Raw genomic sequence first — 16,860 nt, 5'->3', positions numbered from 1 at the left:
AACCCCCTGGGCTGAGCGACGTCACCCTCGACGCCCCCACGCCTTCGGTGCCTGATCGATGTATCGCAAGTAACCGATCAGTTGTCAGCAGGGGTGTCCGCTGTTGGACACGGAAACCGTTCGCGGCTCAGCGCTTGGCGCCGTCCACGAGCACGCGCTTGCCCAGGGCCTTCTTGAGCTTGACGGTGGTGGTCTTCTGGATGGCGATCATGATGCAGGAGGTGTTCTTCGCCTTGGGCGAGGTGCCCTCGTACAGGGTGATCGTGACCTTCTTCGACGTCTCCTTGACCTTGACGCGGTCCAGCACCGTGCACGGCGCGACGCCCGACCACCAGGTGAGCTGCACTTTCTTGCCCTTGGAGACCGGTTTGGCCTTGGTCCAGCGGACCTTGTGGACGTTGATCGCGTTCCCGGTCGGCTTGACCGGCTGGGGGCCTTCCGACGGCGCCGTCGGAGCGGTGGTGACCGGGGTCACCTCGACCGCCGGCGGCGGGGCAGGGGTGCGGGAGGAGGACGACGCGGCCGGTCGCGTGGCCGGCGCGGTGGCACAACTCGTCGCGAGAACCAGGGACCCGGCCAGAAGAGTCGCTTTCGTCATTGTGCGCATACCCCTACGACGGATCCCGGCGGCCCGCGGTTCAGCGCCCTGCGGGGTTAGTGTGGTCCCCGTGCTCCGTCAGGCCATGCTCGCAGTCTCCCGAAGCGAACGCGCCGAGCGCGTCATCTCCTCCTCGCCGCTGACCAGGGACGTGGTCAGGCGCTACGTCGCCGACGACGTCGCCTCCGTGGTCGGCGACCTGACCCGCAGAGGGCTCCTCGTCACCGTCGACCACCTGGGCGAGGAGGTGACCGACAGGGAGCAGGCCGCCGCCGCCGTCGGCGAATACCTCGACCTGCTCGCCCTGCTGCCCGCGGGCGCGGACGTGTCGGTCAAGCTCACCGCGCTCGGGCTGCGGCTGTCGGAGCGGCTCGCGTACGAGCACGCGGCCGACATCTGCCGGGCCGCGGCCGAACGCGGCGTCACCGTCACCCTCGACGCCGAGGAGCGCGACACGATCCACGGGCTGCACGCCGTCCATGCGGCGCTGCGGCGCGACCACCCCGACGTGGGGGTGGTGGTGCAGGCTTACCTGCCGGACTCGCTGGAGCGGTGCGAGAAGCTCGGCGGTGCCCGGGTGCGGCTGTGCAAGGGCGCCTACACGGCGCCGGGGGCCTACACGTCGCCCGCCGAGATCGACCGCTCGTTCGTACGGTGCCTCAAGGTGCTCATGGCGGGGACGGCGTACCCGATGGTGGCCACGCACGACCCCCGGCTGCTGCGGATCGCCTCCACGCTCGCCGTGCTCGACGGCCGGGACGTCACCGGGTTCGAGTACCAGATGCTGTACGGCGTCCGCCCCGCCGAGCAGTCCAGGCTGGCGGGGCTGGGATCGCAGATGCGGGTCTACGTGCCGTACGGGGACGACTGGTACGCCTACCTCATGCGCCGCCTGGCCGAGCGCCCGCGCAACCTGGGGTTCTTCCTGCGGTCGCTGATGTCACGCCGGTGAGTAGGCTGCCAGGATGATTGCGATTCTGGGCACGGGCAAGATGGGCGAGGCCCTGCTGTCCGGGCTGCTGCGGGCCGGGTTCAAGCCGGGAGACGTCCTCGCGACCACCCGCAGGGCCGAGCGGGCGCAGGCGCTGCGCGACACCTACGGCGTGCGCACCGTCACCAACGCCGAGGCGGCGAAGGCGGCCGACACGCTGATCCTGGCCGTCAAGCCGCAGGACATGGCCACCCTCCTGGCCGAGATCGCCCCCTACGTCCCCGCCGACCGCCTGGTGATCACGGCCGCGGCCGGCATCACGACGGCGTTCGTGGAGCAGCGGCTCGGGGTGGACGTGCCGGTCGTGCGGGTGATGTCCAACACGCCGATCAGGTTCGACGAGGCGATGAGCGTCATCTCGGCCGGGGCGCACGCGGGCGAGGAGCACCTCAGGCTGACCGAGAACCTGCTGAAGCCGGTCGGCAAGGTGCTGCGCATCCCCGAGTCGCAGCAGGACGCGGCGACCGCGCTCTCCGGCAGCGGCCCCGCCTACTTCTTCTACCTGGTCGAGGCCATGGTGGACGCGGGCATCCTGCTCGGCATGCCGCGCGCCGCCGCGCTCGACATGGTCACGCAGTCGATCGTCGGCGCGGCCGTGATGCTGCGCGACTCGGGCGAGCACCCGGTGATCCTGCGCGAGGCGGTCACCTCGCCGGGCGGCACCACGATCGCGGCCATCGCCGAGCTGGAGCGGCACAGCGTGCGGGCGGCGTTCCTGGCCGCCATCGAGGCGGCCAGGGACCGCGGGCGGGAGCTCGCGGGCGGCTGAGCGGTCCCGCCCCCGCCCGGAGGAACCGCTCGGTCCGGCCCGCGCCCGGAGGAGCCGCGCGGTCAGGCGTCGCGGCGGTGCAGCAGGACGCCCGCCGCGACCGCGGCCACGGCGATCCACGCCAGGTAGACGGCGAACCCGCCCCACGGGCTCAGCGAGGAGGGCCCTCCGCCGTCGGTCATGATGAGCTGGCCCGCGTTGGTGGTGAAATACTCCGCGACGGTCCTGCCCCACTTGCCGGGCAACTGGGTGACGACCGTGGGGAGCACCAGGATCAGCGCGATGGCCGTCACGAGCGCGCCCGCCGTGTGCCGGACGAGCGTGCCGAGCGCCAGCCCGAACAGCCCGCACGCGGTCAGGTAGAGCCCCGCGCCGACGGCGGACCGTACGAGGTCGCCCGTCGTGACCCCGGCGGGCTGCGTGATCGCCAGGCCGGCGGCGAGCGCCCCGGCGGCGGCGAGCGTGCAGACGACCAGCGAGGTGACGGTGAAGACCACGGCCTTGCCGGCGAGCAGGTGGAGCCGCCGGGGCACGGCCAGCAGCGAGGTGCGGATGCCGCCGGTGCGGTACTCGCCGGAGATCACCAGTACGCCCAGCGCGGCGATCGACAGCGAGGCGAACATCGCGCCGGTCAGGCTCGTCATCAGCGCGTTCTGCACGTCGACGGGCCCTTCGGCGTTCTCCTTGACCGCGAACGAGAGCAGCGCGCCGAAGCCGATCATCATGGCGGCGGTGGCGGCCAGCGTCCAGAGCGTCGAGCGGACCGAGCGGAGCTTGGTCCATTCGGACCTGATGATGTCGATCATGACGTGTACTCCAGACTGTCCTTGGTCAGCTCCATGTACGCGGCTTCGAGCGAGGGCCGCACGTGCGTCAGCTCCTCCAGCGGGATCCCGGCCCGCGCCGTGAGCGTGCCGATCTCCAGCGTGCTCATCGTGGTCACCCGCAGGTGGTCGGGGTGCCGCTCGCCCGTGCCGAGCAGGTCGGCGACCTCGGCCAGGCGGGGGGAGCGCACCCGTACGTAGCCCTGCGAGCTGCGCGCGATGAACTCGTCCACGCTCGTGTCGGCGATGAGCCGCCCCTTGCCGATCACGATGAGGTGGTCGGCGGTCTGGGCCATCTCGCTCATGAGGTGGCTGGAGACGAACACCGCGCGGCCCTCGGCGGCGAGCTCGCGCATGAACGTGCGGATCCACAGGATGCCGTCCGGGTCGAGCCCGTTGACGGGCTCGTCGAACAGCAGGATCTCCGGATCGCCGAGCAGCGCCGCGGCGATGCCGAGCCGCTGCGCCATGCCCAGCGAGAAGCCGCCGACGCGGCGTCTGGCGACCTCGCGCAGCCCCACGGTCTCCAGCACCTGCTCGACCCGGCTCGCGGGCAGCCCGTTGCTCTGGGCGATGGCCAGCAAGTGGTCGCGGGCGCTGCGCCCGCCGTGCACGGCCTTCGCGTCGAGCAGCGCGCCCACCTTGCGCAGCGGGTGCCGCAGCTCGGCGTACGGCCGCCCGTCCACGAGCACGGAGCCGCCGGACGGCCGGTCGAGCCCGAGGATCATCCGCATCGTGGTGGACTTGCCGGCCCCGTTGGGCCCCAGGAAACCTGTCACCCGGCCGGGCTCGACGTCGAACGACAATTCCGCCACCGCGGCGGTGGCGCCGTAGCGTTTGCTCAGGTTCGTTGCCCTAATGGCTGTCATGATCCCAGCGTGGCGGCGCGGGCCGCCGGTTTCTTCCTGCCCGGGGACCGTCTCGCCGGGCAGGCTCTGGGACCAGGGTCCTACTCTCCGGGGCGGACGAGCCCCGCCTCGTAGGCGACGATGACGGCCTGGGCGCGGTCCCGTACGCCGAGCTTGGCGAACAGGCTCGTCACGTGGTTCTTGACGGTCGAGGGGGAGACGGCGAGGCCGGCGGCGATCTCCGCGTTCGAGCGGCCGCGGGCGATGAGGACGAGGATCTCCCGCTCCCGCTCGGTCAGCCCGGAGAGCCGGGCCGTACGCGCGGGCGCGGGCGGGGTCCGCGAGGCGCGGACGAACGTGCCGATCAGCCGGGTCAGCAGCCGCGGCGCGACCGCCGACTCGCCCCGGTGCACCACGCGCACGCCCTCGATCAGCTCCTCGGGGGAGACGTCCTTCGGCAGGAAGCCGTCCGCGCCCGCGCGCAGCGCCGCGAGCACGTTCTCGTCCAGGTCGAACGTGCTCAGCGCGAGCACCCGCACCTCCGGCAGCGCGGCCGTGATCAGCTCGGTGGCACGGACCCCGTCCAGGTTCGGCATGTGCAGGTCCATGAGCACGACGTCCGGCCGCAGCCGCCGGGCCAGGTCCACCGCCTCCGCGCCGTCGCCGGCCTCGCCCACCACGGACAGGTCGGGCTGGGCGTCGAGCATGAGCCTGAAGCCCGTACGGACCAGCCCGTGGTCGTCGGCGAGCAGCACACGGATCACAGTGTCTCCAGGGGGATGCGGGCGTGTACGCGGAAACCTCCGCCGGGGTGCGGGCCGGTCGTGAGCCGGCCGCCGCAGAGCGCCACCCGCTCGGCCATGCCGCCGAGCCCGAAGCCGGGCGTGCCCGAGCCCGTGGCGCGCCCGTCGTCCACGACCTCGACCTCGACCGCCTCCGGCTCGTACGCCAGCCGCACCCCCGCCCGTGCCCCGGCCGCGTGCTTGCGGGTGTTGGTCAGCGCCTCCTGGACGATCCGGTAGACCGCGAGGTCGACGGGGGCGGGCAGCGCGACGGGCGTGCCGGTCACGGTGAGGCTGGTGGACAGCCCGGCCGACCGCGCCTCATCGACGAGGGCGGGCAGCCGTTCCGCGCCCACGCCGGTCGCGGCGTCCGGTCCCGTGCCGGCCGCCCCGAGCAGCTCCCCGTCGCGGAGCACGTCGTCGGCCCTGAGCACGTCGAGCAGGCGGCGCATCTCCGTCATCGCCTCGCGGGCGGTCTGCTCGGCGCTCTTCAGCGCGTCCCTGGTGACCTCCTGCTCGGCGGGGAGCGTCGCCCGCGCGCCGCCGACGAGGGCGGTGATGACGGTGATGTGGTGCGCCACGATGTCGTGGAGCTCCCTCGCGATGCGCCGCCGCTCCTCGCGTACGGCGGCGTCGGCGGCCTCGCGCCTGCCGCGCTCGTCGAGCTCCGCGCGCAGCCGGACGAGCTGGCCGACGCCCACGGTCGTCGCCACGAAGAACAGGTAGCCGACCCAGTTGCCCTTGCCGGGCTGGAAGATCTCCCCGGCCAGGGCGTAGGCGGCGTAGGCGGCGAGCGAGGTCAGGGCGGTGACACGGCCGGCGGTGTGCCGGCCCACGCTGTAGAGCGCTATGACCGCGGGCACATCGGCGATCGTGACGAGGCGCAGGGCGTGGCCGGCGACGTCCAGCGTCGTGATCAGCGCCGCGGTGAGCACCGGCCGGCGCCGGCGCATCAGCAGGAGCGCCGCGCCCGCCAGGTAGTGGACGGCTTTCGGCGCGGTTCCGGTGTCGCCCTCCACGATCTCGGCGATCAGCCCGACGACCGCGGGGAACGAGATGACGATCACCAGGGCGGCGTCGAAGACCTTGGGACGCCGCAGGAACCGCACGGCTCTCCTGACCGTTCGCCCCATCCGCACGCCCAAAACCCTAAGTCATGAGATGTCCGGCACAGGCGGACATTTCGCTCTGAACCCGGGCTACTACGCGAAGTCCGCGCTGCGGTAACGTCGCCCCAAGGCGAGGCGGCACGTGGAGGGGTTGGCATGAGCCGGTCGGTACGGGTGATCTGGGACGACGCTCTCACCTCCTACGACTTCGGCCCCACCCATCCACTGGCGCCCGTCAGGGTGGAGCTGACGATGGCGCTGGCCCGCCACCTGGGCGTGCTCGACCGGGTCGAGCTGGCCGGCTGCGACCCGGCGAGCGACGACGAGCTGGCCTTGGTCCACAAGCGCGACTATGTCGAGGCGGTCAAGCGGGTGTCCGTCTCCGGCGCGCCCGACCTCGGCTGCGGGCTCGGCACCACGGACAACCCGGCGTTCAAAGGGGTGCACGAGGCGTCGGCGCTGATCGCGGGCGCGTCGCTGGCCGCCGCCCGTACGATCTGGGAGGGCGCGGCCGAGCACGCCGTCAACATCGCGGGCGGGCTCCACCACGCCATGCCTGCCATGGCGAGCGGCTTCTGCGTCTACAACGACCCCGCGCTCGCCATCGCCTGGCTGCTGGAGCGCGGGGTGAGCCGCATCGGTTACGTCGACGTCGACGTCCACCACGGCGACGGCGTCCAGACGGTCTTCTACGACGACCCCCGGGTGCTGACGATCAGCCTGCACGAGAGCCCGCGCACGCTGTTCCCCGGCACCGGCTTCCCCGAGGAGACCGGCGCCGAGGGCACGGCCGTCAACGTGGCGCTGCCGGCCGGCTGTGGCGACGCGGGCTGGCTGAGGGCCTTCCACGCGGTCGTGCCGCCGCTGCTGCACGAGTTCCGTCCCGAGGTGCTGGTGACCCAGCACGGCTGCGACAGCCACGCGCTCGACCCGCTCGCCAACCTCATGCTGAGCGTCGACGGCCAGCGCGCCGCCTACGCCGCCCTGCACCGCCTGGCCCACGAGACGGCGGGCGGGCGGTGGATCGCGGTCGGCGGTGGCGGCTACGAGCTGGTCCAGGTCGTCCCGAGGGCATGGACGCACCTGCTCGCCGAGGCGTCGGGCCATCCGATCGACCCGGCCACGCCGACCAGCGAGGAATGGCGCCGGTACGTCAGGGAGCGCACCGGCGAGACGCCCCCGCTGACCATGACCGACGGCCGAAACCCGGAATTTCGTGATATCTCGGCAGGTTATGACCCAGCGGACCCCATCGACCGTGCGGTCATGGCGACCCGCAAAGCGGTGTTCCCCCTGCACGGCCTCGACCCGATGCCCTAGACCCCAGGCCCTGGCGCCGATGTTCTGCGAAGGAAAGCTGTGCTGAGCCGCGACCAACTCCGCGATCACCTCGTACGGACCCGCATCGCCGGCGACGTCGCGACCCCCCGTGAGAACAACCTCGACCACTACAGCTCCCTGGCCAACGGCGACCCCTACTACGCCCTCGGCCTGAGCTTCGACCACCCGTGGTCCTACCGGGACGTGCTCGCGCTCATGGCCAAGTCCGCGGGCGTCGTCGGCGACCCCGGCCACCGCTGGGGCCAGGACACCATCGACCCCGAGCTGACGATCGACGCCCTCGACGCCATGGCCGAGCGCATCGCGGCGGTGCTGGCCCGGCCCGAGCCGCGCATCCTGTTCGCGACCGGTCACCCCACCGGGCTGCTGGCGGTCCACCTGCCGCTCGCGGCGCTCTGCGAGCGGCGCGGCGCGCGGCTGCTGACGCCCGGCGAGGGCTGGACGTACGCGGGCTCGGGCTTCGGCCGCCCGCGCCGCATCCGCTACCTCCAGGACGTCGCGATGCTCGACGACCGGGGCAACTTCGTCCACACCCACGACGCCGCGCCGATGCGTCACATGCTCCACGAGCTGGACGGCGACCTGCCCGACCTGGTGATCGCCGACCACGGCTGGGCGGGCGCGGCCGGCGAGGCGGGGGTGCCGACGGTCGCCTTCGCCGACAGCAACGACCCCGGCCTGTTCGTCGGCGAGGCCGAAGGAAAGATCGACGTGGTCGTGCCGTTGGACGACAACGTGCTACCGCGCTTTTACGCTCCGCTCACCGAGCGATTGGTCACTCTGGTCTCATCTGCCCTGTGAGTTCAATTCGGTCAGCTCGATACCGTCTTTTCGCGCCCGCATTCCAAGCGGCTCGCCGTCCCTTTGCCAACTTTTGACAGGGCTCCGGCGACTCTTATGTGTGGCATCTTGGACAGTTCCAAGGTCCAGGCGAGGTGCTCGGTCCGCTGCTCACCAGCGATTTCTCTGGTTCGGCTGACAGACGGCTCCGTCAAGAGAGAAAATAGGGGGTTTGCGCACTCGGAGTCCCGCCTTACGCTGACGGCAGTACACGTGCGTGAGCAATGGCACCAGTGGGGATAACCCGGAAACACGTGCGGAAGAGGCGTCCGATGGGTGCAGGCGAAAGACCTCTCAGCGAGGTGAAGTTCCTGACCGTGGCAGAAGTCGCGACGGTCATGAGGGTGTCCAAGATGACGGTGTACCGGCTCGTACACTCCGGCGAGCTCCCGGCCATCAGGGTAGGCCGGTCGTTCAGAGTGCCCGAGCAGGCGGTGCACGACTATCTGCGGGAGGCCTACATCGAGGCAGGTTGACGTAGCGACGTGATGGTCACGCCGTGAGTGCTGTCGCGGGAGAAGCCCGGCCGCTCGCCACGCGCGGCCGGGGCTCTCGCCCCCCGAGGGGCGATCTACCGTGGATCGCCGGTAGTCTGTGACCCGGTGTGCGCTCGCACTCCGATTCAGACTTGCTATCAGTACCTGGGGGTCCCGTGGGCTCTGTGATCAAGAAGCGCCGCAAGCGGATGGCCAAGAAGAAGCACCGCAAGCTGCTCAAGAAGACGCGCATCCAGCGGCGTAACAAGAAGTAACCAACGCAGCTGCGAGGCGCTGATGACCCACACCGTGCTCGTCACCGGGGTCTCGCGCCACATCGGCGCCCGTGTGTCGAACATGCTGGCCGCCGACCCGGACATCGACCGGGTCATCGGAGTGGACACCGTGCCGCCCCCCTCGCTGACGCGGGACGGCGGTGTCTCCCTGGGCCGGACCGAGTTCGTCCGGGTCGACCTGCGCAGCCCCGACATCGCGCAGGTGATCGCGGCCGCGGACATCGACACCGTTGTGCACATGAGCCTGGTCAGCGCTCCCTCGCGGGGCGGTGGCAGGGCAGCCATGAAAGAGCACAACATCATCGGCACCATGCAGCTGCTCGGCGCCTGCCAGCGGTCGGCGACCGTGCGGCGGGTGGTGGTCCGCTCCACCACCGCCGTCTACGGCTCGTCACCGCGGGACCCGGCGGTCTTCACCGAGGACCTGGAGCCGCACGACGGCCCCAGCCACGGTTACGCGAAGGACGCGTGCGAGGTCGAGGGCTACGTGCGGGGCTTCGCGCGCCGCCGTCCCGACGTGACCGTGTCACTGCTGCGCTTCGCCAACTTCATGGGGCCGGGTGTCGACTCGCCCCTGACGCGTTACTTCACCCAGCCGGTGCTGCCGACCGTGTTCGGCTTCGACCCGCGGCTGCAGTTCGTCCATGAGGACGACGCGGTCGAGGTGCTGCGCCGGATGGCGACGGAGGACCACCCCGGCACGTTCAACGTGGCCGGGGCGGGCGTGCTGCTGCTGTCGCAGTGCGTGCGCAGGGCGGGCCGGCTGTCGATGCCGCTGTTCACGCCCGCCTTCGAGGCGCTCGGCAACGCCGCGCGCCGTCTCGGGCTGGTCGAGTACTCACCCGAGCAGCTCAAGCTCATGTGTTACGGCCGCGCGGTCGAGACCTCCCGCCTGGAGGCCGAGCTCGGCTGGAAGCCGAAGTTCAGCACCGGGGCGGCCTTCGACGACTTCCTGCGCTCGCGGGGCCTGCACCCGCTCGGAGGTGTGCCCAGTTGAGCGTCTCCCACGAGGACGACGACGGCCGTGTGATTCCCATCACCGCCGCGCCCTCCTACGAGCAGGCCGACGACCCCGACCCGCTCGCCGAGCTGCTGGCCTTCCTCCGGCGGCGGATCGACGGCGACTACGAGGTCGACGAGTTCGGCTACGACGCCGAGCTGACCGACAAGGTCTTCCTGGAGCTCGTCCGGCCCCTCTACAACCACTGGTTCAGGGTCGAGACGGTCGAGCTGCACAACGTGCCCGAGGAGGGCGGCGCGCTGGTCGTCGCCAACCACTCGGGCACGCTGCCGATCGACGCGCTCATGCTCCAGGTCGCCATGCACGACGACGTGCACCGGCCGCTGCGGCTGCTCGGCGCCGACCTCGTCTACCAGCTCCCGCTGCTCAGCCACCTGGCGCGCAAGACCGGCCACACCCTGGCCTGCCGGGAGGACGCCGACCGGCTGCTGCGCAAGGGCGAGCTGGTCGGGGTGTTCCCCGAGGGCTTCAAGGGCGTGGGCAAGCCGTTCTCCGAGCGCTACAAGCTGCAGCGCTTCGGCCGCGGCGGCTTCGTGGCCTCGGCGATCCGCGCCGGGGTGCCCATCCTGCCCACGGCCATCGTCGGCGCCGAGGAGATCTACCCCAAGATCGGCGACGTGAAGTCGCTGGCCCGGCTGCTCGGGCTGCCCTACGTGCCGATCACGCCGTTCTTCCCGCTGCTCGGGCCGCTCGGGCTGGTGCCGCTGCCGTCCAAGTGGATGATCGAGTTCGGCGAGCCGATCCGCACCGACCACTACGAGCCCGACGCCGCAGACGACCCCATGCTCGTCTTCAACGTCACCGACCACGTGCGCGAGGTCATCCAGCAGATGCTCAACGAGCTGCGGCTGCGCCGCGGGCACGCCTTCCCGCCGTTCCTCTGACCGCGCGCCCGCCGTGAACCCCGGCGGCCCGTTGTGGCGATACATCTCCGACCGTTCCCCCAGAGAAGGGCGGAGATGATCCTGCAACCCGCCACCCGAGGCGCGGACGCGGAGCTCGTGAACGCCTCATGGACCGAACCCGAGGCGTTCGCCGAGCTGTTCGACCGCTACGCCGGCATGCTCTACCGCTACGTCTCCAAACGGCTCGGTCCCGAGCCCGCGGAGGATCTCGTCGGCGAGACCTTCCTGGTCGCCTTCTCCCGCAGGAGGAGCTACGACCTGGCCTATCCGGACGCCCGTCCCTGGCTGTTCGGCATCCTCACCAAGCTCATCTCCCGGCACCACCGCAGCGAGGCCGCCCGCTACCGCGCGCTGCTGCGCGCGCCGGTCGAGCACACGATCGAGTCGCCCGCCGACCGGGTGGCCGCCGGGGTCAGCGCCCAGGCGGTGCGCGGCGAGCTGGCCGGCGCCCTCGCGTCCCTGTCCGCCAAGGACCGCGACGTGCTGCTGCTCATCGCCTGGGGCGATCTGACGTACGAGGAGGTCGCGCAGGCGCTCGGCATCCCCGTCGGCACCGTGCGCTCCCGCCTCAACAGGGGCAGGCGGAAGGTACGGGCCGCGCTCGGCGACACCAACCCGATGGCGGAGGAGGAGTGACGATGGACGACCTGAAGCTGCTCCGCGACTTCGGCGCGCAGCTGGAGCACGAGCCGCCCGCGACGCTCGTCCGCCAGCGCGAGCGCCTGCTGCGGGCCCGCCCCGCCCGGCGGTGGTGGGCCACCTGGTGGACCGCCGGTCTCGTGGCCGTCGCCACGGCCGCCGCGGTCGTGGTGCCGACGCTGCTGCTGGCCCACGAACGGCCGGTCGCGGTGCCCCCCGCCGGAGCGCGGGACGTGGACGTCAGCGGCGCCATGAACATCCTGCTGGTCGGCTCCGACAGCGTCGAGGGCGAGAACGCGGCGTACGGGCCCTGGCGCGCCCGTCAGCCGGACGGCGGCGGGCGGCGCGCGGACAGCATCATCATCCTGCACGTGCCCGAGGACAGGGGAGCGGTGACGGCGGTCAGCGTCCCCCGCGACTCGCTGGTACGGATCCAGGGCTGCGCGGGCGAGCCGGCCCACGTTGGGATGATCAATTCCACGTACGACCGGCCGGGCGGCCTGACCTGCCTGCGCCAGACCCTGCAGAAGCTGACGGGGCTCACCTTCAAGCACACGATCGAGGTGGACTTCACCGGGTTCAAGGGCGTGGTGGACGCGCTCGGGGGCGTGCAGCTCACCCTGAGCCGCCCGGTGGTCGACCCGCGGGCGAAGCTCAGGCTGCCGGCCGGCAAGGTCACGCTGGACGGCGAGGCGGCGCTGGGGTGGATGCGCTCGCGGGCCCAGGAAGACGGTTCGGACCTCGGCCGCATCAAGCGGCAGGCGCAGCTCCTGCGCGTGATGGCGAAGAAGGCCCAGAGCGCGGCCCTGGACAACGACCGGCTCAAGGCCGTGCTGACCGAGGTGCGCAAGTCCGTGCGTACCGACCTCGGCGTGGAGGAGATGGCCGCGCTGGCGGGGCAGCTGACGAAGGCGAAGATCAACATGACCGTCGTGCCGTGGCAGCCCGCCAAGATCGACCGGAACCGGGTCGAGTGGCGGCAGCGCCAGGCCCGCGAGCTGTTCGAGTCGCTGAAGTGACGGGGGGAGCGGGCGGCGGGTCAGACGCGGCGGTAGAGGCGGCGCAGCGCCATGCCGGCCGCGACGCCGCCCGCGATCGCCCCGACGCCCGCCGCGATCGGCAGGGCCTTCAGCGTGGCCTTGCGGCCGGTGCGGAAGTCCTTGATGGGCCAGTCGTGCTTCCTCGCGTGCTCGCGCAGCTCGCTGTCGGGGTTGATGGCCACGGCGTGGCCGACCAGCGACAACATCGGCAGGTCGTTGGCGGAGTCGCTGTAGGCGGTGCAGCGGGTGAGGTCGAGGCCCTCGCGCCGGGCCAGCGCCCGCACGGCCTCGGCCTTGGCGGGGCCGTGCAGCAGGTCGCCGACCAGCCGGCCGGTGTAGATGCCGTTGCCGGTCTCGGCGACGGTGCCGAGCGCGCCGGTCAGCCCGAGCCGCTGCGCGATGACCCTGGCCAGCTCGACGGGCGTGGCGGTGACCAGCCAGACCCGCTGGCCGGCGTCGAGGTGGGACTGGGCGAGCGCGCGGGTGCCGCTCCAGATGCGGTCGGCCATGACCTCGTCGTAGATCTCCTCGCCGAGGCGGACCACGTCGTCGACCTTGGTGCCGGCCACGAACGCCAGCGCCGTCTCCCTCGCCACCGCGATGTGCTCGGGGTTCTCGCTGCCGCGCAGGCGGAAGACCGCCTGGCCCACCGCGAACTTGAACAGGTCGGAGGTGGTGAACATGCCGCGCGTGGCGAGGCCCCTCGCGAAGTGGTAGATGGAGGCGCCGCGCATCATCGTGTTGTCCACGTCGAAGAAGGCCGCCGCCTCCAGGTCGGGCTCGACCGGCTGGGCCGGCGCGACGGTGACCGCCGCCCGGGCCGCCGCCTCGCCGGCAGCTTCGGGCTCGATCTGGTGTCGTCGTCCAAAAAGCCGCATGGGCCTCAGCTTAGCTACCTACTGTGGCGCGACCAGACCTTCGATGTAGTGCAGATAGCCCTCCGCCTGGGCCTGCTGGTCGCCGTTGAGCTGCGGAAGCATGGGGCTGACCATCTCTTTCTGGTCCCGTGCGAATTTCTTGATCTTCGGCGAGCGCGGCTCGGCCCGTTCGAGGCGGCTGATGCCCGAGCGGGTGGAGTCCTCCATGTCCTTCAGCGTCTCGCTGACCAGCGGGCCGTCGTCGGCGGAGCCGAGTAGGCTGGCGACCTCCTTGGCGCGGGTCTTGGCGGAGTCCAGCTCGCGCTCGCCGCGTTCGGCGTCGTCGGCGCTGAGCCGGACGAGGGTGCTCTCCGCGGCCCGCTTGAGCGGGTAGAGCGAGTCGCCGGGCACCGACTGGTACGTCGCGAACGCCGAGACCATCATCCCCGCCGCCAGCCCGAACGAGGCCAGGTGGGACAGCATCGGCCGCCTGCGCGCCCGCCGCCGGGAGGCGCGGGGCCGCGCGTGCCGGCCCGGGGAGGAGGGGAGCGGGGACAGGTCAGTGGCGGCGACGGACGGGAACGGGTGGGGCGACTGCTCGGCCAGGTGCCGGGAGAGCAGCTCGGCGCGCAGCCGCGCGCGGAAGGCCGGCTCCGGGGCCCCGCCGATGGGCAGGCTCCGCAGCTCGGTGAGGTGTTCGAGCACGCGCTCCCGCCGCCTGCGCGCCCTACGCATGACAGTCGCTCCCGTCTGGCCGTGACACCTGCCTAACGACGGGTGGATGGTGGAGGTTACGCCAGGTCGTGCTTGAGCGCTCGGGCCAGCGCGCGGATGGCCCGGAACTGCAGCGCTTTGATCGCTCCACTCTTCTTCCCCATGATCAACGCGGTTTCCGCGAGCGAGAGTCCGTGCAGGAAACGCAGGACGACCACTTCCTGCTGTTCGGGATTGAGCTCTCGTACGGCCCGCAGCACCCGGTCGTTGATGATGGCCGTGACCACGGCGTTCTCCGGGATGTGCGAGCCGTCGAGCGGAACGTCGATGATCTCCCCGGTAGGGATTTCCAGCCGATATCGCCCCGATTTGAAGTGATCCGTTACCAGGTTTCGGGCGATGGTCACGAGCCAGGCGCCGAAATCGCGGCCCTGCCAGGTGAAGTCGGCGATCCTGCGCAGCGCCCGCAGGAAGGTCTCGCTGGTCAGGTCCTCGGCGAGCTGGTGAGAGCCGACCCGGAAGTAGATGTAGCGGTAGACGAGGTCCACATAGCGGTCGTAGAGCGTGCCAAACGAATCCGTGCAGCCGTTCTTGGCGTCCAGGACGAGGTCCCGTACGTCCACGTCGGCGGCTGCGTCCACCTCGGGTTCCGGCGCTTCTTCGCGCACGGCGAACTCGCCCGTCCGGGCAGGCGCAGCGAGCGCTGGCACCAGCAGCCCGGCGAACGGTGACGAGTCAGGCATCCGGTATCCCTAGGGGTAAGGGGTGCGGCGTGCTCGAACACTCTAGAAATCAACCGGAAATTCCACAATCCACAAGCTACTTGCATGACTTGGTGTAACCGCCGGATACCGTGAGGATCGACCTGTTCCCTCTTCGGCTACCGGCTGGGAGGCATCGTCCGGCAGCATTGGAGTCACCATGGAGATCCTCGTTGCTGTCCTCGGGTTCGCCGGTGCGCTCCTCGCCGCCTTCGCGACAGGCGCCCTGATCAAACGGCTGCGCGACGAGCCCGAAGGCTGGCTGATCGGCTGGGCCGTCGCGGCCGGGGCGCTGTGCCTGTCGCTGGCGGCGGTCGGCATCGGCGGCCTGATCGGGTTCGGGGCGGTGACGTTCCGGATCTACCAGGTGACGGGGTCGCTGCTCGCGCCGCTGTGGCTGGCCGTCGGCATGATCCAGCTCCTCGCCGAGCGGGTGCCGCCGCGCTTCCTCGCGTGGCTGATGGGCATCGCGCTGACGATCGTCACCGGCGCCATCATGATCTTCGACCCGCTCAAGTCCGAGGTGACGGGCAAGAAACTGCCCGCGGGGCCGACGCTCTGGGGCATCTTCCCCGGCTACCTGCTGATCGGCGTGCACGTCGTCGCCGTGGTGATCATGCTGGCCATGCTGGTGGTCGCGGCGCTCAAATGGCGGGGCGGCGACGAGTACGACACCGACAACCTGCATGCCTCCCTGGTGATCGCGCCGTCCGGGATCGCCCTGGTGGGCGCGATGCGCTTCACGGTGCCCCCGCTGTTCACCACGGCGCTGCTCGCGGTGGCCGCCGCGGCGGTCTGGTACACCGTGCTGCGGCCGCTGGCGCCGTACGACGACGAGGAAGACGACTTCGACGACCGCGACGAGCCCGCCAGACGCGGCCAGGACGCCCGGGCCCGCCACGGCCACGACGCGGCCGCCGCGCGCCACGGCCAGGATCCCGCCGCGCGGCACGGCCACGGTCCCGCCGCGCGGCACGGCCAGGATCCCGCCGCGCGGCACGGCCACGACACCCCCGGGAGGCACGGTGGCGACCGGCGCGGGATGCCGCCCGAGGACCACGACCGCACGGTCCCGCGCGGGCGCCGGGCCATGCCCGAGCCCGTGCCGGCCGCCGACCTGCCGCCCGCCGCGCCCCGCCGGCCCACCGGCCTCGGCGACCTGGTGGCCGAATACCGCGCCGGAGAGCGCGACGTCGACTACGCCGCCCGCATGACGCCGCCCCCGCCCGAGGACGGCCCCGCGACCGGCTACATCATGAACGGCGGCCCGATGCCCGGCGGCCCCTCGGGCCCGCAGGCCATGCCGCCGCAGCGCCCCGAGTACGCGATGCCGCCCACCCCGCCCCCGGCCGGCCCGGCCACCGGCATGCTCTTCTCCGGCGCCGACCTGTTCTCCCCGTCCGGTCCCCAGCAGCCGGGCCGGCAACCAGGCCCGCAACCGGGCCCGCAACCCGGCCCGCAGCCCGCCGGGGGCCGCCTGTCGCCGAACATCTACGGCCTGCTCACCGTGTTCACGATCATGGACGGCGCGGGCGAGGCGTTCGACCGGCTGGCCGAGGCCACGGTCGAGGGCGTGCGCCGCGGCGAGCCCGACACGCTCGTCTACGCCTGCCACTCCGTCAAGTCGGCCCCGCTGCAGCGCATCGTCTACGAGCTCTACCGCGACGAGGTCGCCTACCGCGACCACCAGCGGCAGCCGCACGTCGAGCGGTTCGTCACCGAGCGGCAGTCGATGGTGCTGGCCACCAACGTGATCGAGCTCGACGTCAACGCCGCGAAGGTGGTGCCGCTCCCCACGGTCCCGTACTGAACCTACGTACTGAGCGCCGCGCGCAGGCGGGTCTCGTCGACCCGCCAGAAGTCGTGCTGCACGCCGTCGATGAGCGTGACCGGGATCATCTCCCAGTATTTCTCCCTCAGCTCCTCGGAGGAGTCGATGCTGATCTCCTCCCAGGGGACGCCCAGCTCGCCGGCCACCCGGGCGATGACCTCCCGCGCGTCCTCACACAAGTGACAGCCGGGCTTGCCGAGCAAGGTGATGCGGTGCAT

General features: G+C 71.6%; 20 protein-coding genes. 11 read left to right on the top strand and 9 right to left on the bottom strand.

Annotation, left to right across the window (positions count from 1 at the left end; all coding sequences use genetic code 11):
* Positions 1 to 127: 127 nt before the first annotated feature.
* A complete protein-coding gene (locus AC27IY_RS30430) occupies positions 128 to 598 on the bottom strand; it encodes a hypothetical protein (RefSeq protein WP_371250854.1) in 471 nt (156 codons plus the stop codon).
* 70 nt (positions 599 to 668) lie between these two features.
* Here AC27IY_RS30430 and AC27IY_RS30425 point away from each other — a divergent pair, with 70 nt between their 5' ends.
* Positions 669 to 1,550: a proline dehydrogenase family protein gene (locus AC27IY_RS30425; protein WP_487179981.1), complete on the top strand. Its 882-nt coding sequence runs from the start codon at positions 669 to 671 to the stop codon at positions 1,548 to 1,550.
* A gap of 13 nt (positions 1,551 to 1,563) precedes the next feature.
* Positions 1,564 to 2,358 (top strand): pyrroline-5-carboxylate reductase, encoded by a 795-nt coding sequence (gene proC, locus AC27IY_RS30420; protein ID WP_344208303.1) that lies wholly within the window; start codon positions 1,564 to 1,566, stop codon positions 2,356 to 2,358.
* A 62-nt stretch (positions 2,359 to 2,420) separates the two neighbouring features.
* Here proC and AC27IY_RS30415 read toward each other — a convergent pair whose 3' ends face one another.
* The 4 genes from AC27IY_RS30415 to AC27IY_RS30400 form a co-directional block, all read right to left on the bottom strand.
* Positions 2,421 to 3,164 carry an ABC transporter permease gene (locus AC27IY_RS30415; RefSeq protein WP_344208302.1) on the bottom strand — a complete coding sequence of 248 codons (744 nt, stop codon included), beginning with the start codon at positions 3,162 to 3,164 and terminating at the stop codon, positions 2,421 to 2,423.
* Positions 3,161 to 4,051, bottom strand: coding sequence for an ABC transporter ATP-binding protein (locus AC27IY_RS30410; RefSeq protein ID WP_364458922.1), 891 nt, complete (start codon positions 4,049 to 4,051; stop codon positions 3,161 to 3,163). The genes AC27IY_RS30415 and AC27IY_RS30410 overlap by 4 nt, the downstream gene beginning before the upstream one ends.
* Positions 4,052 to 4,131: 80 nt before the next feature.
* A complete protein-coding gene (locus AC27IY_RS30405; RefSeq protein WP_487179980.1) occupies positions 4,132 to 4,794 on the bottom strand; it encodes a response regulator in 663 nt (220 codons plus the stop codon).
* Complete coding sequence (locus AC27IY_RS30400) at positions 4,791 to 5,945, bottom strand: sensor histidine kinase (RefSeq protein ID WP_487180066.1); 1,155 nt, start codon at positions 5,943 to 5,945, stop codon at positions 4,791 to 4,793. The genes AC27IY_RS30405 and AC27IY_RS30400 overlap by 4 nt, the downstream gene beginning before the upstream one ends.
* Before the next feature lie 132 nt (positions 5,946 to 6,077).
* Between AC27IY_RS30400 and AC27IY_RS30395 the strand changes: the two genes are divergently transcribed.
* The 8 genes from AC27IY_RS30395 (at position 6,078) to AC27IY_RS30360 (ending at position 12,458) form a co-directional block, all read left to right on the top strand.
* A complete protein-coding gene (locus AC27IY_RS30395) occupies positions 6,078 to 7,241 on the top strand; it encodes an acetoin utilization protein AcuC (RefSeq protein WP_344208299.1) in 1,164 nt (387 codons plus the stop codon).
* 39 nt (positions 7,242 to 7,280) lie between these two features.
* Complete coding sequence (locus AC27IY_RS30390) at positions 7,281 to 8,063, top strand: phosphatase (RefSeq protein WP_344208297.1); 783 nt, start codon at positions 7,281 to 7,283, stop codon at positions 8,061 to 8,063.
* A gap of 311 nt (positions 8,064 to 8,374) precedes the next feature.
* Positions 8,375 to 8,578 carry a helix-turn-helix domain-containing protein gene (locus AC27IY_RS30385; RefSeq protein WP_026214222.1) on the top strand — a complete coding sequence of 68 codons (204 nt, stop codon included), beginning with the start codon at positions 8,375 to 8,377 and terminating at the stop codon, positions 8,576 to 8,578.
* A gap of 176 nt (positions 8,579 to 8,754) precedes the next feature.
* Positions 8,755 to 8,853, top strand: a complete 99-nt coding sequence (locus tag AC27IY_RS30380) for a 30S ribosomal protein bS22 (RefSeq protein ID WP_018654693.1) — start codon at positions 8,755 to 8,757, stop codon at positions 8,851 to 8,853.
* 22 nt (positions 8,854 to 8,875) lie between these two features.
* Entirely contained in the window at positions 8,876 to 9,871 is a 996-nt protein-coding gene (locus AC27IY_RS30375) for an NAD-dependent epimerase/dehydratase family protein (protein WP_344208296.1), read from the top strand.
* Entirely contained in the window at positions 9,868 to 10,779 is a 912-nt protein-coding gene (locus tag AC27IY_RS30370; protein ID WP_435875025.1) for a lysophospholipid acyltransferase family protein, read from the top strand. The genes AC27IY_RS30375 and AC27IY_RS30370 overlap by 4 nt, the downstream gene beginning before the upstream one ends.
* Positions 10,780 to 10,854: 75 nt before the next feature.
* Complete coding sequence (locus AC27IY_RS30365) at positions 10,855 to 11,436, top strand: RNA polymerase sigma factor (RefSeq protein WP_371250850.1); 582 nt, start codon at positions 10,855 to 10,857, stop codon at positions 11,434 to 11,436.
* Positions 11,437 to 11,438: 2 nt separating this feature from the next.
* Complete coding sequence (locus AC27IY_RS30360; RefSeq protein ID WP_487179979.1) at positions 11,439 to 12,458, top strand: LCP family protein; 1,020 nt, start codon at positions 11,439 to 11,441, stop codon at positions 12,456 to 12,458.
* Between the two features lie 20 nt (positions 12,459 to 12,478).
* On the opposite strand, the gene AC27IY_RS30355 is transcribed toward AC27IY_RS30360, so the two are convergent.
* The 3 genes from AC27IY_RS30355 to AC27IY_RS30345 are packed head-to-tail and all read right to left on the bottom strand — an operon-like array spanning position 12,479 to position 14,793.
* Positions 12,479 to 13,357, bottom strand: coding sequence for an HAD family hydrolase (locus AC27IY_RS30355; protein WP_344208294.1), 879 nt, complete (start codon positions 13,355 to 13,357; stop codon positions 12,479 to 12,481).
* A gap of 18 nt (positions 13,358 to 13,375) precedes the next feature.
* Positions 13,376 to 14,071, bottom strand: coding sequence for a DUF5667 domain-containing protein (locus AC27IY_RS30350; RefSeq protein ID WP_487179978.1), 696 nt, complete (start codon positions 14,069 to 14,071; stop codon positions 13,376 to 13,378).
* 56 nt (positions 14,072 to 14,127) lie between these two features.
* Entirely contained in the window at positions 14,128 to 14,793 is a 666-nt protein-coding gene (locus AC27IY_RS30345) for a sigma-70 family RNA polymerase sigma factor (RefSeq protein ID WP_487179977.1), read from the bottom strand.
* A 178-nt stretch (positions 14,794 to 14,971) separates the two neighbouring features.
* Here AC27IY_RS30345 and AC27IY_RS30340 point away from each other — a divergent pair, with 178 nt between their 5' ends.
* Positions 14,972 to 16,621 (top strand): putative quinol monooxygenase, encoded by a 1,650-nt coding sequence (locus tag AC27IY_RS30340; protein ID WP_487179976.1) that lies wholly within the window; start codon positions 14,972 to 14,974, stop codon positions 16,619 to 16,621.
* Positions 16,622 to 16,623: 2 nt separating this feature from the next.
* Here the strand turns inward: AC27IY_RS30340 and AC27IY_RS30335 are convergent, their stop codons facing one another.
* Positions 16,624 to 16,860 carry a glutaredoxin family protein gene (locus tag AC27IY_RS30335; RefSeq protein ID WP_091091351.1) on the bottom strand — a complete coding sequence of 79 codons (237 nt, stop codon included), beginning with the start codon at positions 16,858 to 16,860 and terminating at the stop codon, positions 16,624 to 16,626.

Source organism: Nonomuraea sp. B208, assembly GCF_057536035.1.
This window is presented reverse-complemented; position numbering and strand designations above follow the sequence as displayed.